Source organism: Chryseobacterium turcicum (assembly GCF_021010565.1).
GTDB lineage: Bacteria > Bacteroidota > Bacteroidia > Flavobacteriales > Weeksellaceae > Chryseobacterium > Chryseobacterium turcicum.
Window position 1 is genome coordinate 379183 of the sequence record NZ_JAJNAY010000001.1, and the last position, 20954, is coordinate 400136.

17 protein-coding genes are annotated in these 20954 nt (G+C 34.5%); 9 read left to right on the forward strand and 8 right to left on the reverse strand.

The window, feature by feature from the left end; genetic code table 11:
* The first annotated feature begins 24 nt into the window (after positions 1 to 24).
* Positions 25 to 2016, forward strand: a complete 1992-nt coding sequence (uvrB, locus tag LO744_RS01875) for an excinuclease ABC subunit UvrB (protein WP_230666818.1) — start codon at positions 25 to 27, stop codon at positions 2014 to 2016.
* A 153-nt stretch (positions 2017 to 2169) separates the two neighbouring features.
* On the forward strand, positions 2170 to 2544 hold the full coding sequence (locus LO744_RS01880) for a VOC family protein (protein WP_230666820.1): 375 nt from the start codon (positions 2170 to 2172) through the stop codon (positions 2542 to 2544).
* 66 nt (positions 2545 to 2610) lie between these two features.
* On the opposite strand, the gene LO744_RS01885 is transcribed toward LO744_RS01880, so the two are convergent.
* The 4 genes from LO744_RS01885 to LO744_RS01900 form a co-directional block, all read right to left on the reverse strand.
* Positions 2611 to 2865, reverse strand: a complete 255-nt coding sequence (locus LO744_RS01885; RefSeq protein WP_230670454.1) for a DUF3820 family protein — start codon at positions 2863 to 2865, stop codon at positions 2611 to 2613.
* Between the two features lie 15 nt (positions 2866 to 2880).
* Entirely contained in the window at positions 2881 to 3981 is a 1101-nt protein-coding gene (locus LO744_RS01890) for an AI-2E family transporter (protein WP_230666822.1), read from the reverse strand.
* Positions 3978 to 4712 carry a beta-carotene 15,15'-monooxygenase gene (locus LO744_RS01895; protein ID WP_230666824.1) on the reverse strand — a complete coding sequence of 245 codons (735 nt, stop codon included), beginning with the start codon at positions 4710 to 4712 and terminating at the stop codon, positions 3978 to 3980. Before LO744_RS01895 ends, LO744_RS01890 begins: the two co-directional genes overlap by 4 nt.
* A 70-nt stretch (positions 4713 to 4782) precedes the next feature.
* Positions 4783 to 5517: a hypothetical protein gene (locus tag LO744_RS01900; RefSeq protein ID WP_230666826.1), complete on the reverse strand. Its 735-nt coding sequence runs from the start codon at positions 5515 to 5517 to the stop codon at positions 4783 to 4785.
* A gap of 46 nt (positions 5518 to 5563) precedes the next feature.
* On the opposite strand from LO744_RS01900, the gene LO744_RS01905 reads away from it, so the two are divergent.
* Together LO744_RS01905 and LO744_RS01910 are read left to right on the forward strand one after the other, a co-directional pair.
* Positions 5564 to 6541, forward strand: coding sequence for an aminodeoxychorismate synthase component I (locus tag LO744_RS01905; RefSeq protein ID WP_230670456.1), 978 nt, complete (start codon positions 5564 to 5566; stop codon positions 6539 to 6541).
* Positions 6525 to 7151, forward strand: coding sequence for an aminotransferase class IV (locus tag LO744_RS01910; RefSeq protein ID WP_230666827.1), 627 nt, complete (start codon positions 6525 to 6527; stop codon positions 7149 to 7151). The genes LO744_RS01905 and LO744_RS01910 overlap by 17 nt, the downstream gene beginning before the upstream one ends.
* Positions 7152 to 7341: 190 nt before the next feature.
* On the opposite strand, the gene menD is transcribed toward LO744_RS01910, so the two are convergent.
* Entirely contained in the window at positions 7342 to 9018 is a 1677-nt protein-coding gene (gene menD / locus LO744_RS01915; RefSeq protein WP_230666829.1) for a 2-succinyl-5-enolpyruvyl-6-hydroxy-3-cyclohexene-1-carboxylic-acid synthase, read from the reverse strand.
* Positions 9019 to 9105: 87 nt separating this feature from the next.
* Between menD and LO744_RS01920 the strand changes: the two genes are divergently transcribed.
* From LO744_RS01920 to LO744_RS01935, 4 genes are all read left to right on the forward strand, one after another.
* Positions 9106 to 10056, forward strand: coding sequence for an isopenicillin N synthase family dioxygenase (locus tag LO744_RS01920; RefSeq protein WP_230666831.1), 951 nt, complete (start codon positions 9106 to 9108; stop codon positions 10054 to 10056).
* A gap of 173 nt (positions 10057 to 10229) precedes the next feature.
* A complete protein-coding gene (locus LO744_RS01925) occupies positions 10230 to 12326 on the forward strand; it encodes a prolyl oligopeptidase family serine peptidase (RefSeq protein ID WP_230670459.1) in 2097 nt (698 codons plus the stop codon).
* Between the two features lie 359 nt (positions 12327 to 12685).
* A complete protein-coding gene (scpA, locus tag LO744_RS01930) occupies positions 12686 to 14812 on the forward strand; it encodes a methylmalonyl-CoA mutase (RefSeq protein ID WP_230666833.1) in 2127 nt (708 codons plus the stop codon).
* Between the two features lie 65 nt (positions 14813 to 14877).
* Positions 14878 to 15378 carry a hypothetical protein gene (locus LO744_RS01935; RefSeq protein WP_230666835.1) on the forward strand — a complete coding sequence of 167 codons (501 nt, stop codon included), beginning with the start codon at positions 14878 to 14880 and terminating at the stop codon, positions 15376 to 15378.
* A 51-nt stretch (positions 15379 to 15429) separates the two neighbouring features.
* Here the strand turns inward: LO744_RS01935 and LO744_RS01940 are convergent, their stop codons facing one another.
* The 3 genes from LO744_RS01940 to LO744_RS01950 are packed head-to-tail and all read right to left on the reverse strand — an operon-like array spanning position 15430 to position 18672.
* Positions 15430 to 16590, reverse strand: a complete 1161-nt coding sequence (locus LO744_RS01940) for an FtsX-like permease family protein (RefSeq protein ID WP_230666842.1) — start codon at positions 16588 to 16590, stop codon at positions 15430 to 15432.
* Between the two features lie 5 nt (positions 16591 to 16595).
* Complete coding sequence (locus tag LO744_RS01945; protein ID WP_230666844.1) at positions 16596 to 17243, reverse strand: ATP-binding cassette domain-containing protein; 648 nt, start codon at positions 17241 to 17243, stop codon at positions 16596 to 16598.
* Complete coding sequence (locus LO744_RS01950) at positions 17236 to 18672, reverse strand: DUF4836 family protein (protein WP_230666847.1); 1437 nt, start codon at positions 18670 to 18672, stop codon at positions 17236 to 17238. The genes LO744_RS01945 and LO744_RS01950 overlap by 8 nt, the downstream gene beginning before the upstream one ends.
* An 852-nt stretch (positions 18673 to 19524) precedes the next feature.
* On the opposite strand from LO744_RS01950, the gene LO744_RS01955 reads away from it, so the two are divergent.
* Positions 19525 to 20916 carry an RtcB family protein gene (locus tag LO744_RS01955; protein ID WP_230666849.1) on the forward strand — a complete coding sequence of 464 codons (1392 nt, stop codon included), beginning with the start codon at positions 19525 to 19527 and terminating at the stop codon, positions 20914 to 20916.
* Positions 20917 to 20954 lie beyond the last annotated feature (38 nt).

A 20954-nucleotide genomic window follows, 5' to 3' on the forward strand; every position in this document is an offset into this window, starting at 1 on the left:
TTTTTTATTTCCTAAATTTGTTCTATGCAATTCAAACTTCAATCAGAATATCAACCTACAGGAGATCAGCCCAAAGCCATTGAGAAATTGACTGCCGGAATAGAAATCGGCGAAAAATATCAAACTTTGCTTGGGGTAACGGGTTCCGGGAAAACATTTACTGTTGCCAATGTTGTGAATAACGTACAGAAACCAACGTTGGTTTTGGCGCACAACAAAACTTTAGCAGCGCAGCTTTTTATGGAATTTAAAGAATTCTATCCTGAAAATGCGGTTGAGTATTTTGTGAGTTACTATGATTACTATCAACCTGAAGCTTATATTGCAAGCTCAGGAACGTATATAGAAAAAGACTTAAGCATCAACGAAGAGGTAGAAAAATTACGTCTTTCTGCGATTGCAAGTTTGCTTTCAGGAAGAAGAGATATTTTGATTGTTGCCTCAGTATCATGTATTTATGGTGTTGGAAATCCTGCTGAATTTCATAAATCATTAATTTCTCTTGAGATTGGTGAAAAAACAACGCGTACAGCATTGCTTCATTCTCTAGTTAATGCGTTGTACTCTAGAACGTTGGCTGACTTTCAGAGAGGAACGTTTCGTGTGAAAGGAGATGTAATTGATGTGTTTCCAGCCTATGCTGATAATGGAATAAGAATTCAGTTTTTTGGAGATGAAATTGAGAAAATCCAAAGTTTTGACCCTGTTTCGGGGAATGTAACCTCTAATTTTGACCAAATTCAGATTTATCCGGCCAATCTTTTCGTAACCACAAAAGAAACACTGAATGGTGCGATAAAAAATATACAGGATGACATGGTAAAACAGGTCGACTTCTTCTCAGAAATCGGAAAACCTTTAGAATCAAAAAGACTGCAGGAAAGAACAGAATTAGACCTTGAGATGATTAAAGAATTGGGTTATTGCTCAGGAATTGAAAATTATTCGCGTTACCTCGACGGAAGGCTTCCTGGGTCGCGCCCTTTCTGTCTTTTAGATTATTTTCCAAAAGATTTCTTAATGGTGATTGATGAAAGTCACGTTACCGTTCCACAGGTTCATGCGATGTATGGCGGTGACAGAAGTCGTAAAGAAGCTTTAGTAGAATATGGTTTCCGACTTCCTGCAGCGATGGATAACCGACCGTTGAAGTTTGAAGAATTTGAAGCCATTCAAAATCAGGTTATCTATGTTTCGGCAACTCCTGCAGATTATGAGTTGGAGAAAACCGGTGGTGAATATGTGGAGCAGATTATTCGTCCGACAGGGCTTTTAGACCCAATTATTGAAGTAAGACCCTCTTTAAATCAAATTGATGATTTGATGGAAGAGATAAATAAACGTGCTGAAATCGATGAAAGGGTTTTAGTAACTACTTTAACCAAGAAAATGGCTGAAGAATTGACCAAATATTTCACAAAATTCGGGATTAGAACGAGATATATTCACTCTGATGTTGAAACTTTAGAACGTATTCAAATTATGCAGGATTTACGTCTCGGTGTTTTTGATGTCTTAATTGGAGTCAATTTATTAAGAGAAGGTCTTGATTTACCGGAAGTTTCTTTGGTTGCGATTTTAGATGCTGATAAAGAAGGGATGTTGAGAAGCCGAAGGTCTATGATTCAAACTGTGGGCCGTGCTGCGAGAAATGTTAATGGTAGAGCCATTATGTATGCCGATAAAATTACCAAATCGATGCAGGCTGCTTTAGATGAAACCGAATATCGCCGTGCAAAACAGATACAGTATAATGAAGAACATGGAAAAGTTCCGACAGCATTAAATAAAAAAATCTCTGAAAACCTTGTGGGAAGAAGTAAAGATTTCCCTGATGAAAAATATACTCAGAAAGAGATTACGCAGAAGGTTGCCGAAGTAAAAGCAACGTATGCTACTGAAGACATTGAAAAAATGATTGCCCAAAAGCAAAAAGAAATGGAAGGTGCTGCAAAAAGCCTTGATTTTATAAAAGCAGCTAAACTAAGAGACGAAATTGCCGCTTTAAAAGCATAATCAATTAAATTGTTGATGGGTTTTGATTGATAGATTAAAAATCTTTGATTTTCTATCATGTGAACTTTAAAAACGATGCGTCTAAACTATAAATATTTCTTTTGTGACTTTTGTGGTTAAAAAAACTGCATTTACATAAACTAAAACGATACAATGAAAAGAGTAACAGGAATTGGAGGGATTTTCTTCAAATGCAAAGACCCGATTAAAATGAGAGAATGGTACAAAACCCACCTCGGAATCAATACGAATGATTATGGAGCAACATTTGACTGGAAAGAAATGTCTGATTCTGATGCAAAAGGTTCTCTTACCTGGAGCCCAACCAAAGAAACAACGGAGTATTTTGAGCCTTCTAAAAGGGAATTTATGATTAATTATACCGTTGAAAATTTAGAAGCTTTAGTTGAAGAATTAAAAAAAGAGCAAGTGACAATTCTTGATGAAATTGCCGTGTATGATTTTGGAAAATTCGTTCATATCCTTGATTTGGAAGGAAACAAAGTTGAACTGTGGGAGCCAAAATAATTTATTTCTTGCTTGAAAATATATTCGGCGGTACTTTATGGTATCGCCGAACTTTTATAATAATCTTTAAAACTTATAAATCTTAGTTTTAGGTTTTTCATAATTTACTTTTCCACCGCGAAGAGGCGTAAGCAAATCCATCAAGCCATTTAGTTTTATTTCATAAATGGTAGAAAGCTGCATCCCCAGTTTTCCGGGCGGCATTCCTTGCCGTTGAAACCATTCCAGATAACTTATCGGAAGGTCAGCTAAAACGGTGTCTTTATATTTTCCAAAAGGCATTTTTACGACACATATTTCCTGTAAAATTTCAGGATTTATTCCCTGCTCCATTTTTTAAACGATTAAATCAATTTTATTTTCTAAGTCTTCACCTTTGTCTTTATCTGAAAGTTGAAGTTCAGGTATTTCTTCATCCGAAAACTCATTTCTATACACCTGAATAAGCAGTAAAGTTAATGAAATAAGAATAGGACCAAAAACCAATCCCATAAATCCGAAAAGATTCATCCCCATAATGATTCCGAAAACCGTATTTAAAGGATGAATATCTTCTAATTTCTTAAGCAGTGTAAAACGAAGCACATTATCAGTTAGTCCTACAACAATTAAACAGTATAATCCAAGACCAATTCCTTGTCCGGTTTGACCTTCTGCAATCATAAAAATACAAATAGGTACATAAACTATTCCCGCTCCTACAATAGGAATCATGGATGCGACTGCCGTTAATGCAAACAATAAAATAGGACTTGGTGCGCCAAAGATAAAATAACCAATCAAAGCAATGATACCCTGTCCTAAAGCCACAACAGGAAGGCCGATGGCATTTGCTATAATCAGTTTTCGCATTTTTTCACCAATTAAAGAGACGTTTGCTCTTTTTAAAGGAGCTGCGGAAGCTAAAATTCTTTCGAAAAATCTTGGCTTCTCAAACATAAAATAAAGGATGAAATACATCGACATAATGACTGTGAGTGTATTAAAAGTTCCGCTTAGTGCTGAGGTAGAGTATTTTCCGGCAAAGCTTTGCACCTTGGTCATATTTTCTTTACTCAGAATATTGATACCCGTCTCTTTATCAACGAAATCATGAATTTTGTTAACGAAAATATTAAATTTTTCCATGTACGCTTGTGCATTCCCAAGCTTTTCAATTAATAAATCTACAATAAAATAGACTGGGAGAATAAGGATAATTAAACTCGCCAACATAAGAACTAAAGTAGAAGCCCAAGGTTTCCATTTTCGTTCTTCCTGCAGGTAAAAATTATAATTTCTACAGACTACATAAATGGTAATTGCTCCCAAAACAGAAGGGATAAATAGTGCAAGATTAAAGCAGATTAAACCTGCTAAAATCAAAATAATAACAAGTAAGGAAATTTGCTTTATAACTACACTGCTGATTTGGTTTTCTTTGTTATGTGGTATCATTTATTATATGTTATTTGTCGTGGTTTACCTAAATATGCACAGTATGCGGAATACATAGCGATATAGATAAATGGTAAAGTAAAAATTATACCAATACAACATAAAATAATTCCGGCAACACTAATTAGAATCCCTAAAAAAGCAGTTCCTATAAATACGCTATAATTTTCTTTAGCAATATTATATGTTTTTGAAATTGCGTCCATAGCATTAGCATTTTCAAATAATAGAATAGGGTAGCCTAAAAGAAACAGCGGATAAACAAAAAAGACAGGAATAACACACATCGCAACAGAAACCCACAAAATAATATTGGTAATCAAGCTGTACAATAAAATATTACCTAGATTTTGACGATATCCGATAAACAAATCTGAAAACTCAATAGGGACTTTCGTATTGAATTTATTAGCAATATAAATTAAACCCACATAAAGAGGTGACACAAGAATACTCAATAAACCTGAAAATGAATAATAAAGAGACATCCCCGGCCTGTCAATTAAAATACTTCTATAGTTGTCTTCAAAGTCGCTAAAATCACTGTAATTTGACCAGGAACCGAATCCTGTAATAGATTGTATCACAAAATCTGCAATAAAATAAATAATCATCATTACCAAAGCATAAAGAAAAACGCCTTTATACATTTCGAAAGCATGAGAAATAATTGAGCTGGTATTTCGTTCAGGAGCTGAGCCTTGCTGGTCAAATTCGTTAAATTCTGACATGGTGTTTATTTTTAATGTTTCTCAAATTTAACTTTTTTTAAGAACAAAAAGACACCATTTTTAGCAAAAATTAAGCTTCTTCTGTGAAGATTGTTTTATACAGCGAATAAATCATCGCATTCCAAAATGGAAAAGTAAACAATGCACCAACCAAAAAGACCGCAAATCCGACATATTTAAATAAAACCGCAACGATTGTACACACCAAGATTTCAACGAAATACATTTTAATTGCTTTCCAGCTTAAAGAGATTCCTTCAAAAATAGTTTTATTCTGGAAAAACATCAACGGGGCGATGAATAATGTTATCATAATCCATAAAAGAGGGAAAACGACGGTAACTTTAAGCATGTCACACACTAAAAACCAAAAAACAAAATAAGAAGTATATCTAAAAAAATTCAATCCGTTGTATCCAACAAATAAATCTGACATTTCAATCTGTTCTTTTAAGTCAATTTTTCGGTAAATTTGAAAAAATCCTAAGTTTAATGGATATAAAAATGCTGAAACAATAAGTATTCCTAATGTAGTGTAACTATAGTTTGGGCTTGATTTTATAGTTGCTAACTCTTGATTCAGAGTGTCAATTCCTTTGGGTCCTACTTGTAAATATTCTAAGAAAGCGCTTGAAAACTGATTGTAAATTCCAAACCTATTTTCAATATAAAGATAAGCTGCAAAGAAAACAGAAAAGTAAATTATTGAAAATAATAATTGGTACACCAATGTTTTATTCCAATAAAAAAATGCCTGTTTTAGGATAAAATCGATTCCCGGTTTTTGAGGATATTGCTTCTGCATGAAAATATTTTGTGCAAAAGTAAACATCAATAACTACTTTTGCGGAATGTTTTTGACGAATCATCAAAAATTTATTGAAATGGACGAACTTTCACACCAGAAAGTTCCCTTTTTCTTTATCATAGACTTCCTGGTCGATAAAGTTGAGGTTTTCAATGAAAAAGAAATTATAGAAAAGGGGTTGTTGATTGATTTTCAGTTGTTTTCGAACGTAGAAAAACAAGACGCTTTACAAAAAAAAGTTATATGGAAATCATTTCCGGAGTCATTAGAAAGCTTTAAAAAAGGCTTTAATCACGTTCAAAATAATATTCGCTTAGGAAATTCTTATTTAGCCAATTATACCCGAAAAACGAAAATTGAGACCAATCTCAGTTTAGAAGAAATTTTTCATCATTCTCAGGCAAAATACAAGGTCTTATATAAAGATTTTTTCGTATTTTTTTCTCCTGAAACTTTCGTGAAGATTGTGGATGATAAAATCGTGACATATCCTATGAAAGGCACGATTGATGCTTCTGTAGAGAATGCTGCTGAGGTTTTGAAGAACGATAAAAAAGAGAAAGCTGAGCATTATACGGTGGTAGATTTGCTGAGGAACGATTTGAGCATGGTTGCTGACGATGTGAAGGTTGATAAATTTCAGCATATTGATTTTCTGAAAACAAAGCAGAAAGATTTGTATGCCATGAGTTCAGAAATTTCAGGAAACTTAAAACCTGAGTTTAAAGGAAAAGTGGGAAGCATTATGCAGAAACTTTTGCCTGCAGGTTCTATTTTAGGAGCGCCAAAACCTAAAACGTTAGAAATTATCCTTGAAGCGGAAGGTTTTAACAGAGGTTTTTATACAGGAGTTTGCGGTTGGTTTGATGGTGAGAATTTAGATAGTTGTGTAATGATTCGTTTTATTGAGAAAGAAGGCGAGCAGCTTTACTTCAAAAGCGGTGGCGGAATTACACACATGAGCAAGTTAGAAGACGAGTACGAAGAAATGAAAAATAAAATCTATGTTCCAATTTATTGAAAGTATTAAAGTAGAAGATCAAGAGTTATTCTTACTAGAATTTCATCAGAAGCGTGTGAACGAAACTTTCGCCCATTTTGGGAAAGAAGGTTCTATTGATTTGGCTAAGATTTTTAAGGATCTTGAGCACGATGAAGACGGTTTATACAAACTGCGACTTGTTTATGACCTTGATAAAAAATTCAGAACGATGATGATGCCTTATGCAATTCCTGAAATTCAGGATTTTCAGTTGGTTGAAAACAATAGTTATGATTATTCTTTTAAGTTTGAAGACCGCAAAGAGCTTGAGAAAATGAAGACAAAATCTAAGGCTGAAGAAATTATTATTGTTAAAAATAATCACATCACAGATACTTCATTTTCAAATATACTATTCCAAAAAGGGAAAGATTGGTTTACGCCATCAACTTATCTTTTAAATGGAGTGCAAAGACAGCATCTTTTAAAGAAAAAGAAAATAAAAGAGGCAGAAATTACGCTGCAGAATATCAAAGAATTCTCACATTTTCAATTGATTAATGCAATGAATGATTTTGATGATATGTTTATTTATCCTATTCACAAGATTAGCAATCTACCGAGAAATAATGATTATTTAGATATTTAGTTTTTTCAACTAAAAGCAATAAAAAAAGCAGATTTATGAATTTATAAATCTGCTTTTTTTTATTAAAATTTTCGAAAAGTTTATCATTTTAAGTTTAAATCATCTTTTTTAAGAATTTGATTAAAAAATCTATAGAGTTTATCTTAATGACCCTTAACAACTTAATTCTTCTTAATGGTCCAAAACGTTTTTAATTTTCCTTTAAAAAATTAAAATAAGCTTTCTGTGTATCAGCATTGGTTTTACCTTGTGTATTGACTTCCATTATTCTAGGTTGAGAGTCTGGCTTAAAGAAATTTTCAAAAACTCGGTCTAAAGTTCCATCATCATCCACTTTTACATATGAGAAACCAAAATGTTTAGCCAAAAACTCTGCATGTTTATGATGTTTGGTAGAAATAAATTCATCAACAGTATTTGAGTTGGCGTTTCCTGGTCCGGGAATGATTTTAAAAATATTTCCTTCCCCATTATTAAAAATGATAATTCTTGTAAACGGCGGAATATATTGATTCCACAAGCCATTGATGTCGTAGAAAAAGCTTAAATCTCCTGTAATCAATAAAGTAGGGTTTTTATTTTTGATGGCAAATCCCATGGCTGTAGAAGTAGAGCCGTCAATTCCGCTTGTTCCGCGGTTGCAGTACATTTTTCTCTTCCCAAAATCAAATAATTGAGCATAGCGGATTGCCGATGAATTGCTGAAATGGATATTGTAATTCTCAGGAATACTCTGTGAGGCCTTATTAAAGAAATAGAAATCTGAAAATTCGGTTAAGTTGATATAATCGTTATGTTTTTTATCTTTTTTATCTCTTAAAACATCCCAAAGATTATAATAAGGTTTTGGTTCTAAATTGATGAAATTTAATAATTTAGAAAAGAAAAGTTCAGGTTTTATTTCTATTTTCTGAGTTAGAGCAAAATACGTGTCTGGCTGCCAAACTTCATCCAAATGCCAATGTTGTTTCGGGTGTGCACTTCTCAAAAATTGTTTTACTTTTTTAGAAACCACATTTTGTCCAACGGTAATCAGTAAATCGGGTGCGTAAGTTTTGAAATCCTCTTCGGTAAATGCGAAAATATATCGGTCAATATGCCTGAAAAATTTCTCATGATATAAATTTGAATTAGCCTCGCTTAAAACAACAACCGAATGATTTTTAACCAATTGGGTAAGTTGATTTTCTAATTCCGGACTGTAACCTTTTGTTCCAACCAGAATCATAATTCTCTGTGAGGTATTCCAGTCTGCCACTAAATTTGAAGGCATTTCGTACTCTTTCTTTTTAATGGTCTTTTCAACCTGAGGAAAAGTAGGAAGTTCGGAAACTAAATCATATAAAGGTTCTTCCAGAGGAATATTGATATGAACCGGACCTTGCTTTTCAAAACAAAGCTCGATAGCCTTTTTGATAAGGTCTGAATTGATATTTTCTGCGTCTTCTTGACTGTCTTCTACAAGTTGAAAATCTCCGTAAGAGTGCTGATGAAAAAGATTATTTTGTCTGATTGTTTGCCCGTCAAAAAGGTCAACATAATCAGTAGGTCGGTCTGCTGTTAAAATCAGCAGTGGAATATTCTGATAAAAAGCTTCGGTAACTGCAGGATAATAATTGGCCGCTGCAGAACCACTGGTACAGGTAATTGCCACAGGTCTCTTCTCGCTCATTGCCATTCCAAGAGCGACAAAGGCTGCACTTCTTTCATCAATGATGCTGAAACAGTTGAAATCATCTATCTCTGAAAAATGTATCGCCAAAGGAGCATTCCTAGATCCTGGAGATATTATAACGTCTAAAATTCCGTATTGGTGAAGGATATTGGCAAGTACCTGAACACTTCTTTTAGCAGAATATTTTTTCATAGAGCAAATTTAGTTTATAAATAATGAATTCTAAAATCATTTAATTTAAAAAATCAGTAAATTAGCGCCACGTAAAATTTCTATAAAATGGATAAAATACCTAGTGTAGACCTGCGTGATTTCCTTTCGGACAACCCGGAACGCAAACAGAAATTTGTAAATGAAATCGGAAAAGCTTACGAAGAAATTGGTTTTGTAGCCTTAAAAGGACATTTCCTAGACGACAAACTAGTAGGTGGCCTCTATGGAGAAGTAAAAAACTTCTTTGAACTTCCCACAGAAACTAAACAAAAGTACGAGATTCCCGGAATTGGGGGACAAAGAGGCTATGTTGGTTTTGGTAAAGAAACCGCAAAAGGTTTTAAAAAAGGAGATTTGAAAGAATTTTGGCATTTCGGACAATACGTTTCGGATGACTCAAAATACAAAAGCGAATATCCCGACAATGTAATCGTAGACGAACTTCCACAATTTAATGAAGTAGGTAAAGAAACTTACCAGATGCTTGAAAAAACAGGAAAATATGTTTTGAGAGCTTTGGCGTTGTACCTTAGTCTTGATGAGTTTTATTTTGATAATAAAATTGCAGAAGGTAATTCTATTTTGAGACCAATTCATTATCCGCCAATTACTCAGGAGCCGGATGATGCGGTAAGAGCAGCAGCTCATGGAGACATTAACTTAATTACTCTTTTAATGGGTTCTCAAGGGAAAGGTCTTCAGGTACAAAATCATAAAGGTGAATGGATTGATGCGATTGCAGAACCAGACGAACTAATGATTAACGTTGGAGATATGCTTTCGAGACATACCAACAATAAATTGAAATCTACGATTCACAGAGTTGTAAATCCGCCAAGAGAATTGTGGGGAACTTCAAGATATTCTATCCCTTTCTTTATGCATCCAGTAAGCGGAATGTCGCTGAATGCTTTAGAAAATTGCGTTGATGAAAATAATCCAAAGTTATATGAAGATACAACTGCCGGAGAATTTTTACACGAAAGATTAATTGAATTGGGGTTAATCAAAAAATAAGCTTTTTTAAGATATAAAGCAGAGACCTCTATTTGTTTAGAGGTCTTTTTTGTGCTGCAAACTTTGGATAAATTCTCATGAAGAACCACTACAAAAGTCACTCAATGTAGGCTTTTGTATTCCCACAAGTTTGCGTATTTTTGAGAAAATCCTTCATAATGAATTTTAAACCTATGTTATTAACTGCCGGAGTTTTATTTTCGGCTACAGTTTATGCTCAAAAAATGACTTATCCTAAAGCAATCAAAGGAAATCAAACAGATACTTATTTCGGAACAGCCGTTGCAGATCCGTACAGAGATTTAGAAAATGATTCAGAACTTACCAAAAAATGGGTAGATGAAGAAGTTGCTTACAGTCAGAAATATTTATCTCAAATTCCATTCAGAGAGCAGATTAAAAAACAATTAACAGATATTTGGAATTACGAAAAAATAGGTGCACCTTTCAAAGAAGGAGACTTTACGTATTATTATAAAAACGACGGTTTGCAGGCACAGTCTGTTTTGTACAGAACCAATAATAAAACAAAAACAACAGAAGTTTTCTTAGACCCGAATAAGTTTTCAGATAAAGGAACGACATCGCTTTCTAGTTTATCTTTCAACAAAAAAGGAAACTTAGCAGCCTATTCGATTTCTGAAGGCGGAAGCGACTGGAATAAAATCATCATCATTGATGCTATTACGAAAAAGCAAATCGACGAAACAATTGTTGATGTAAAATTCAGCGGAATTTCTTGGCAGGGCGATGAAGGATTCTATTATTCAAGCTACGAGAAGCCGAAAGAAGGAACCGTACTTTCTGGAATGACAGATAAGCACAAAGTTTATTTTCATAAGCTAGGAACTAAGCAATCTGCTGATCAGCTAATTTTTGGTGGAGATAAAACGCCGAGAAGATACTTAGGAGCGGGAGTTTCTGAAGATCAGAGATATTTGATTATTTCTGCGGCAAATGCAACCAACGGAAACGAATTGTACATTAAAGACTTAAAGAAAGGCGGCGATTTCGTTCAGGTCAATAAAGGATTTGATATCAATGTAGATATCGCGGATACAGATGGTGACAACCTTTTCATTTTTACCGATAAAGATGCACCCAATATGCGTTTGGTGAAAACTACCATCCAAAACCCTTCTCCTGAAACTTGGAAGGACGTAATTCCTGAAACAGAAAATGTACTGTCTGTTTCTGGCGGTGGCGGTTATTTCTTTGCTACGTATATGATTGATGCAATCGATCAGGTGAAGCAATTTGATAAAACAGGAAAGCTGATCAGAGAAATTTCTCTTCCAGGAAAAGGAAATGTTGGAGGTTTTGGAGGTAAAGAAACAGAGAAAGAATTATATTATTCTTTCAGCAATTATATTACACCCGGAACTACTTATAAATTCAATGCAGATACCGGAAAATCTGAAATTTACCAGAAACCTAAAGTGAAATTTAATCCTGAAGATTATGTTTCAGAGCAGGTATTTTATACTTCAAAAGACGGAACAAAAGTTCCGATGATGATTAATTATAAAAAAGGAATAAAGCTGAATGGTAAAAACCCTACAATTCTTTATTCTTACGGTGGTTTCAACGTTAGTTTGCAACCTTCTTTCTCTGTAGTTAATGCAATCTGGATGGAAAACGGTGGAGTTTATGCTGTTCCAAACATCCGTGGTGGTGGTGAATATGGTAAAAAATGGCACGATGCAGGAACGAAAATGCAAAAGAAAAATGTATTTGAAGATTTCATCGCAGCAGGAGAATATTTACAATCGAAAGGGTATACTTCAAAAGAATATATGGCACTTTCAGGAAGATCAAATGGTGGACTTTTAGTTGGGGCTACGATGACGATGCGTCCAGATTTGGCTAAAGTTGCCTTTCCAGGAGTTGGAGTTTTAGATATGTTGAGATACAACAAATTTACCGCTGGAGCAGGTTGGTCTTACGATTATGGAACTGCCGAAGACAACAAAGAAATGTTTGATTATTTAAAATCATATTCTCCGGTTCATAATGTAAAAGCAGGAACTTGTTATCCTTCAACAATGATTATTACAAGTGACCATGATGATAGAGTAGTTCCGGCGCATTCATTCAAATTTGGTGCAGAATTACAGGAAAAGCAAAAATGTGCAAACCCTATTTTATTAAGAATTGAGAAAAATGCAGGCCATGGTGCAGGAAGAGCAACAGACCAAGTAATCAGTGAAAATGCTGATTTAATTTCTTTTGCTTTATACGAAATGGGCATTAAAAAACTTGGAAAATAAATTTTAAGATTATTAAAGACTCTAAAATTAAAGCGAGATTGTATATTACAGTCTCGCTTTTTTATTTTATGGTATTAAGAATAAAAAGTCCTGAAGGGACGGTTTAACGAAGAATTAGGATGAAATCCTATTAATTCATACACATTAATTGAATTTAAAAACATTTAAATCATATGAGAGAAAATCAAAGATTTTCAAAAACTTATGTGCTCTTTTATCCAGAATGATAATAAAAATCCCTGTGACTCATGTGTTAAAATCGGTATTTTTTATATATAAATTCCTTGTTATCATCCTGAAAACCAATCGCAAGACATTCCCACAAAAATGCGTATTTTTAAAACTTTAAATCTGAAGAAATGAGAAGGGAAATAAAAAACAAAATTCCTCAATTTAATATATCTGAAAAGCAGCAGGAAATCTATCAATTTGAAAAAGATGGGCTTGAGCTGAAATCAAAATACACGGCAGAAGACGTAAAAAATAAAGACATCACCGACAGTTGTCCGGGTGTTGCACCTTATTTAAGAGGTCCTTATTCTACGATGTATGTTCAGAAACCTTGGACGATTCGTCAATATGCAGGATTTTCTACAGCTGAAGAATCTAATGCTTTTTACAGAAGAAATTTAGCAGCCGGACAAAAAGGTCTTTCCGTGGCTTTTGATTTGGCAACACACAGAGGGTATGATTCCGACCATGCAAGAGTGGTGGGTGACGTTGGTAAAGCTGGTGTTGCGATTGATTCTGTGGAGGATATGAAAATTTTGTTTAATGAAATTCCTTTAGATGAAATATCGGTTTCAATGACGATGAATGGTGCGGTTTTACCGATTTTGTCTTTCTACATTGTTGCCGCAGAAGAACAGGGTGTCTCTCAGGATAAGCTTTCTGGAACCATTCAGAATGATATTTTGAAAGAATTTATGGTGCGTAATACCTATATCTATCCACCAACACCTTCCATGAAAATTATCGCGGATATTTTTGAATATACTTCTAAAAATATTCCAAAATTTAACTCTATTTCTATTTCTGGATATCATATGCAGGAAGCTGGAGCAACCCCGGTTTTGGAAATGGCTTATACATTAGCTGACGGTTTAGAATATGTAAGAACCGGAATAAAAGCTGGAATGAAAGTGGATGATTTTGCACCACGACTTTCATTTTTCTGGGCTATCGGAATGAATCATTTCATGGAAATTGCTAAAATGCGTGCGGCAAGATATATTTGGGCAACGCTTTTAGAGCAGTTTAATCCTCAAAATCCTAAGTCTTTAGCTTTAAGAACACATTCACAAACTTCAGGTTGGTCTTTAACAGAGCAAGAACCTTTCAATAATATCACGAGAACAGCTATTGAAGCATTGTCTTCGGCTTTAGGTGGAACGCAATCTTTACACACCAATGCTTTGGATGAAGCGATTGCTTTACCAACTGATTATTCGGCAAAAATTGCTAGAAACACACAGATTATTCTTCAGCAGGAAAGCGGAATTTGCGACGTGGTAGACCCGATGGGCGGAAGTAATTTGGTTGAATCTTTAACTCAGCAAATGATTGAAGAGGCCATGAAATATATCGATGAGGTAGAAAAAGAAGGGGGAATGACAAAAGCCATCGAAGCCGGAATTCCAAAGATGAGAATCGAGGAAGCGGCTGCAAGAAAACAGGCTAAAATTGATAGCAGTGAAGAGTTTATCATCGGTGTTAATTCATTTAAATCTGCTTTAAAACAGACTCCAATTGAGATTTTAGATATCGACAATACTGAAGTAAGAAGAAAACAGATTGAAAGATTAGATTCAATTAAATCTACCAGAGATTCTGAATCGGTTGAGCAAATTTTAAATGAAATCCGTGAATCTGCAAAAACAGGAAATGGAAATCTTTTGGCATTATGCATCGAAGCGGCTCGCAGAAGAGTGACTTTAGGTGAAATGAGTGATGCCATGGAAGAAAGTTTCGGACGTTACAAAGCCAACATCAGAACGATACAAGGAGTTTATGCTATGAATGCAGGTAAAAATGAATACTTCGGAAAAGCACTTGAGCTTACTCAAAAATTTGAAGAAGCTGAAGGTCGTCGCCCAAGAATTATGGTGGCAAAAATGGGACAAGACGGTCATGACCGTGGTGCAAAAGTAGTAGCAACAGCCTTTGCTGACATGGGATTTGATGTCGATGTTGCGCCATTATTTCAGACTCCGGAAGAAGTTGCCAAGCAGGCAGTAGAAAATGATATTCATATTTTAGGGGTGTCTTCTTTGGCAGCGGGTCACAAAACATTGGTTCCGCAGGTTGTAGAAGAATTAAAAAAACTCGGAGCAGATGATATTACAATCGTTGTAGGAGGAGTAATTCCGCAACAGGATTATGAGTTTTTATATGCAAACGGAGCCGACTTTATTTTTGGCCCGGGAACGAATCTTCCTAAATGTGCAGTGGATATTTTGAATAGATTTCTGAGTAACATAATTTAACATTTTATTAAATCTCAAATTGCACAATTTTTGCTATGTAAATAATAAACAAAAAATAAAATACCATGGCTTATACAGTAATTTCAGTATTTCCAGAAACTGTAAACACAGAGGAAGTAAAATCAGAATTAATGAATAACGGATTTCTAGAGTCAGATATCATTGTTTCTAAATCGATATTGGATGAAGAATCGTTAACGAATGAATATGAAGATGATGAAAAAACAAAAAGTTTTTGGAATTATGTTTTTGTAAACGATAACGATATTTTAGCCGCATACAGTAAAGGAAGTATGGGCAAAATCAACTTGATTGTGTATGCTGCTAATCTTACAGATGCGCAGAATGCAAAAAAAGTATTAGATAAGTTCGGTGCATTAAAAATTTATAACAAGCCTTCTTTTAGTGAGAGAAATTCTGAAAAGACAGATTTACCTGAAGATGTTTATAATGGAATTATTGCAAAGGCAAGGCATAATATTTATTTCTTAGATAAAGAAAGAGTGTATTATCCACACAGTAGAGGAATGGGCGATACAATGGATAGCCAAGGCTCTAAAGATTAAAATAAAGACTTTATAAAAAATAAAAACGACCATCACACGATGGTCGTTTTGTTATATTTTCCAGGATTTTATCAGCCATCGGTAAATAAGAATATTGACGAAGAAATAAACCAATATCGGGATGATGATAATGACCACCCACAGGAAAGGATTGATATACAATGAAAGCAAGCCGTTAGAAACATCAGATTGCGCAATAAAATATTGTCCTGCAGCAAGCAATCCTAAGCTTAAAATTAAGACAAACATTAAGTTGATACTGAATCTTTTGCTGATGTCACTCACCATTTTCTTAGGCGAATATCCTAAACTGTTTTTAATGGAAACCTCTTCCTGCTTTTCTAAAAACTGAATTTTTATAAAGCTTACAATAATGTAGAGGCATAAAGCAAAGATGAAAACCCCTAAAACAGCAATGATTTTTAAAACTAAAAATAGCTTTGATTTTATTTTTGCCGAACGAAGACTTTCCTGATTAGATTCGTAGCCATTTTCTTTCATTTTAGCAACCAAACCTTCATCACCAGAATCTTTTACCTGCACCAAAACTCTGTTGTAAATTTTAGGCTGTGTTGTAAGCTGAGGTTTTTCTGCAATATTCAGAGAGTCAAGAAATTTTTTCGGAATCAATACAGAGTGTATTCTGTCTGAAAGTCCTACCATTTTTCCTTTATACGTCTTGTTTTGTTTGTTGACGGTAATATTGATGTTGATTTCAATTTTCTTGGCAAAATCTTCAGAAATCTGCGGAAGGCCTTGGTTTAAAGCAAATCCGTAATTGTAAAGATTCAGATATTCTCTTGAAATAATAATTGGGATTTCGTCTCCTTTTACCTGAAATTCTTCATCTGTCAAATCAGAGTCAATAGCTTTTAAATCTAAGCCTTCAAAGTACAAATCAGTATAAAAAGGAATAAAATCGCCACCATTTGCCGAAGCTTTAAACTCGTTGGCAGAAAAAGGATAAATTGCTTTTACTTCAGTCCAGGTTTTAATTTTTGAAATATCATTTTCATTAAAGCCTAAAAGTTCTTTTCTTCCAATATTATCAGGAGTTATCTTTTTGCTAAATGTCAACCAATAATTACTGTCGCTGCTTTTACTTCCAAAAAGGCGATTCGCATTTTCATACAGTTGAAGGCACGATAAGACCAAAATAAAGGCGATAAATAGCCCTGCGTAGAGTATAATTGAATTAAAAATTTTCTTCATAAGCGTTATAGATGAAGAATTTGATAATCATGCTCAAATGGAAACTCATTCAATTCAAAAAAGATGACCGAGCTCCCGCTTTCTTCGGAAACTTCATTAATTAGTGAAAAGGCAATTTTTTTATTATTCAAATCCAAATGACTGAAGCATTCATCATAAATAATAAAATCTGTAGGATTAATCAGGCTTCTCACAATGGCACTTCTTTGGCGTTCTCCATACGAGCAGTTTTCGGCTTTTTTATTCAGAAGGTTTTCTATTCCCAGTCTTTTGGCATATTCTTCCATTTTTGGAATAAATTGTTTTCGGTCTTTATTAAAAACACGAAGCAGAATATTCTCAGAAATACTAAGGTCTTTTATCAACCTTACATCTTGAAAAAGCAAACTCACTCCCTCTTTTCTGTTTTTTACAATTTCTTCCAAATGCAATTTTTTTACCGCTTGCTGGTCGTATTTTATATCGCCTTCATATTGAAAATGAGTACCCAGCATTGCCGTTGCCAATGTAGATTTTCCACTCCCAGAAGGTGCAACAATCAGAAGCTTATTTCCTTTTTGAAAAGAAATATTCTTATTCCAGATTTCAGACTGTTCGATATTTCTGGGAGTGAAATATTTAGGGAAAATGTTTTCTAATACTAAATTAGTCATTCATTATAAAATAATACAGTGCGTTTTCGTCTTTCTTGTCTAGAGTGATGACCGATTTAGAAACTAAATTACCGGCGTTTTCTTTAGATTCGTTTGATATCTCAATTACTTTTGCAGGTACAGTTTCTCTTCTGTTGTAGTCGCTTCCATCAGACCAAGAATATGCGGTGATTCCTGTTTTTTTGCTTAGCTTAGAATTTTTTGCAGCCTTTTTAGCTTGAAACTGTGCATTAATGCTTTGGTCATCAGAGAAAATTACCTGATTGTCTACAATGGTGTATTTTTTACTTTCGCCTAAAGGACCTTGAAGCAACGAAGTAAGAACATCTTTTTTCTTAGGGTTAAAGCCTAAAACCACAGCTCTTTTGTCGCTGTAATATCCCAAAGAGTCTGGATGGTTTTCTTTCATATCCATATAAGCATAGTCTCCGGTGAAAGTAGTCGTAATATCTTCTAAAGTTTTATTGGTAGAAGCTAAATAATGGTTTACAGTAGCTTCAAAACCAGCTTCTTTAATCAGATATCTCATAAAATCTAAACTAAAATAACCGATAGAAAAAGACTTCGCATTATCAAGTTCTACATTTTTTACAAGATCATAGTTGATGTTGTTTTTACTATAATATTTCTCAACAATCTTTTTCATATCGCTGTTGAAAAACGTTTTGGTATCCATTTCTACTTTTCCTTTATCGAAGCTAAAATCAAAACCAATACCCGAATCTTTAATCAGTTTATTAACGGCAAGAGTTTCTATATATCCTTTAGAAACATAGCTTGCAACTGCTCCAAGATTCATCCATCCGCTCACATCTTTCCCGCTTACCAAAGATTCGTTTACCTGATCGATGATTACTTTGTTTGACGTTCCTTTTCTTGCCCAAAAATCAGTAAAATATTTTTCGTTAAGTTTCGCAGCACCACCCAAAGAATCATATCTCGAGTATGAGTTGAAAGATTTCTCTGTCGACATCATTGCCATATCACCTTTGATGCTTCCCGTCAGTTTGCCATCTTCAAAAATAAAATCTTTTTTGTCGATTGTTATTTTAGTTTTGGAAAGATCAGACATGCTTTTTTGAAATTTAGCTTTATCGCTAATCCAGAAAAATGCTTTCACATCTGGGTCCGAATTAGATTTTCCAGGCTCTACCATAATGTAAAGAGGCTTGTTGGTATCGATGCCAGACTCTTTTGGTTTACTGATTAATTGCAAAAGAACTCTCCCTTCATCATTAAGGTTTTTCTTCTCTTTCAGAATCTTTTCAACCGGAATTTTATCAGAAATAGAATTTAAATTCACTCTCGATAAACCTAAAGTCGTATCAGTCGTGTATTTTAAAATGTCGTCATTCTTATTAGAATTACAAGAAAATAGAATCGCAAATGCAAATGCGCACAGTAGGGATTTCATGAATGTGTTTTTCATATATTTTTTTCGTTATGTAAAACAAATATACTATTTTCGAGGTAATGGAAATCATTAATAAGTGAGAAAATAAATAGATTTTAATTTTGTTTTTCAAAAAAAAGTATATCTTTGCATCTGAAAATCAAGTTTAACCATTTAAAAAACAACGAAGCAATGTTCAAATACAATCAACATACATCAGTAGGATTGCCTTTTGCAAAGGCGAGGCTTCGTGGTTTGGTACCTTCTTAGAACAACAGTATAATGAAATATCAAAACCCGAAGTCGTAAGATTTCGGGTTTTTTATTGCACAATATTTCAAACTCAAAACAAGTTTCCCCGAAATCTTTTATACCATTTCTATTTTAAATTTATTAGAAATAGATTGAGCTCCTACGGAGTTCCACTGTGTGCTGTATAATTTTCTACTACACAGATATTGCTCCCTTGGAGCACTTAATGAAAAGGTCTATTCTAAGATTAAATGGTATTATATTTTATTTTAAATGTTCACATTAAAATTTTTATGCTCCGTAGGAGCAATATCTGTGTAGCGACAATTTGGTAAGTAGTGAGAGAACTCCGTAGGAGTTCAATCTTCTTGAAGAATATTTTTTAAAATAAAATGCTTTTTAGGAGCTGTTTCCCGCTGTCCACTGTATCTTTTTTGCCAACGCTTTTTTCAAGCCACCGCAAAAAAGGATGCCGTTTCCATCGGGGCTAGAACAAGCTCCTGTCAATCAAAACCTAACGGGTTTCAAAAACCCGTTAGGTTTAAACAAATCAACTAGAATTATAGTTGAAAAAAATATTCGATGCGAGAATGTCTAACATCTTGTGTCTAATATCTAACATCTTATTAAAAAACAATGGGAAATTTAAAACTTAAAGGAAAAGATATATTAAAATTAGGATATCCAAATAATCAAAGCGTTAATATCGCTTTGGAAGTCATGAAAAGAAATTTTGCAACCAAAAATATTCATTATGTAAAATCTCTTTTAAAGGAAATCCAGCAAAATCCTGAAAATTTCGAGAAAGATTTAACCTTCGGACAAATTGCTGAAGCTTTGCTTTCATCCAAGAAAACGGAAAAAAGAATGCTCAATTCAAACCGAGCAACATTCAATATTTTCGGAAATAATATTTCTGATGAAGCCAAAAATCAGTTGTACACCGCACTGAAATTGCCAATTGCAACACAAGGTGCTTTAATGCCCGATGCACACAGCGGTTACGGACTTCCAATCGGTGGAGTTCTCGCCGTTGAAAATGCCGTCATTCCTTATGGAGTCGGGATGGATATCGGCTGTAGAATGTCGCTCAGTATTTTGGATACACCTATTTCATATCTAGACGGAGCAAGAGACAAATATGAAAAAGCGCTTGCCGAACATACCAAATTCGGGATGTATGAAACGCATAAATCTCACGTCGACCACGAAATTTTCGATAGAGATACATTCGATTTAATTCCGATTTTGAGAAGATTAAAAGGAAAAGCAATCAAACAAATGGGAAGTTCCGGTGGGGGAAATCACTTTGTGGAATTCGGAGAGGTTGAAATAACGGAGGAAGATAAACAAATCAATATTCCAAAAGGAAAATATCTGGGAATTCTTTCACACAGCGGTTCGCGTGGGTTGGGAGCCGAGATTGCGCAATATTATTCGAGAGTGGCGACAGAGCAATGTCCGTTGCCGAAAGAAGCTCAAAACTTTGCTTGGCTGGATTTGAATACGCATCTCGGTTTAGAATATTGGACCGCGATGAATCTCGCAGGAGATTATGCTTCGGCTTGTCACGATGATATTCACCGAAGATTGGTGAAAGCAGTTGGTGGCCGAGTAAAAGCCAGAATTGAAAACCATCACAATTTCGCCTGGAAAGAAATCCATAACGGTAGAGAAGTGATTGTTCATAGAAAAGGAGCAACTCCCGCCAACGAAAATGAATTGGGAATGATTCCCGGTTCGATGACGGCAAAAGGTTTCATCGTGCGAGGAAAAGGAAATCCAGATTCATTGAATTCAGCTTCTCACGGTGCTGGAAGAGCTCACTCGAGAGGTGAATGCAGAAGTCTTTTTACTCAAAATGATATTAAAAAAGAATTAAAACTCAAAAATGTCACTTTAATGGGCGGAAATACCGAAGAGGCACCAATGGCGTACAAAAACATCAATGAAGTGATGAACGCACAAAGCGAATTGGTTGATATTCTGGGAACTTTCCAACCAAGAATCGTGAGGATGGACAAATAAAATGGTTGTTAGTTTTTAGTTGATGGTTGTTAGGATTT

What these genes read in the sequence shown, in the direction of transcription:
- scpA (WP_230666833.1), top strand. Translation starts at nt 12,686, where the DNA reads ATGAGAAGGGAAATAAAAAACAAAATTCCTCAATTTAATATATCTGAA.
- uvrB (WP_230666818.1), top strand. Translation starts at nt 25, where the DNA reads ATGCAATTCAAACTTCAATCAGAATATCAACCTACAGGAGATCAGCCC.
- LO744_RS01950 (WP_230666847.1), bottom strand. Translation starts at nt 18,672, where the DNA reads ATGAAAAACACATTCATGAAATCCCTACTGTGCGCATTTGCATTTGCG.
- LO744_RS01940 (WP_230666842.1), bottom strand. Translation starts at nt 16,590, where the DNA reads ATGAAGAAAATTTTTAATTCAATTATACTCTACGCAGGGCTATTTATC.
- LO744_RS01900 (WP_230666826.1), bottom strand. Translation starts at nt 5,517, where the DNA reads ATGCAGAAGCAATATCCTCAAAAACCGGGAATCGATTTTATCCTAAAA.
- LO744_RS01905 (WP_230670456.1), top strand. Translation starts at nt 5,564, where the DNA reads ATGTTTTTGACGAATCATCAAAAATTTATTGAAATGGACGAACTTTCA.
- LO744_RS01895 (WP_230666824.1), bottom strand. Translation starts at nt 4,712, where the DNA reads ATGTCAGAATTTAACGAATTTGACCAGCAAGGCTCAGCTCCTGAACGA.
- LO744_RS01925 (WP_230670459.1), top strand. Translation starts at nt 10,230, where the DNA reads ATGTTATTAACTGCCGGAGTTTTATTTTCGGCTACAGTTTATGCTCAA.
- LO744_RS01935 (WP_230666835.1), top strand. Translation starts at nt 14,878, where the DNA reads ATGGCTTATACAGTAATTTCAGTATTTCCAGAAACTGTAAACACAGAG.
- menD (WP_230666829.1), bottom strand. Translation starts at nt 9,018, where the DNA reads ATGAAAAAATATTCTGCTAAAAGAAGTGTTCAGGTACTTGCCAATATC.
- LO744_RS01890 (WP_230666822.1), bottom strand. Translation starts at nt 3,981, where the DNA reads ATGATACCACATAACAAAGAAAACCAAATCAGCAGTGTAGTTATAAAG.
- LO744_RS01945 (WP_230666844.1), bottom strand. Translation starts at nt 17,243, where the DNA reads ATGACTAATTTAGTATTAGAAAACATTTTCCCTAAATATTTCACTCCC.
- LO744_RS01910 (WP_230666827.1), top strand. Translation starts at nt 6,525, where the DNA reads ATGTTCCAATTTATTGAAAGTATTAAAGTAGAAGATCAAGAGTTATTC.
- LO744_RS01920 (WP_230666831.1), top strand. Translation starts at nt 9,106, where the DNA reads ATGGATAAAATACCTAGTGTAGACCTGCGTGATTTCCTTTCGGACAAC.
- LO744_RS01955 (WP_230666849.1), top strand. Translation starts at nt 19,525, where the DNA reads ATGGGAAATTTAAAACTTAAAGGAAAAGATATATTAAAATTAGGATAT.
- LO744_RS01880 (WP_230666820.1), top strand. Translation starts at nt 2,170, where the DNA reads ATGAAAAGAGTAACAGGAATTGGAGGGATTTTCTTCAAATGCAAAGAC.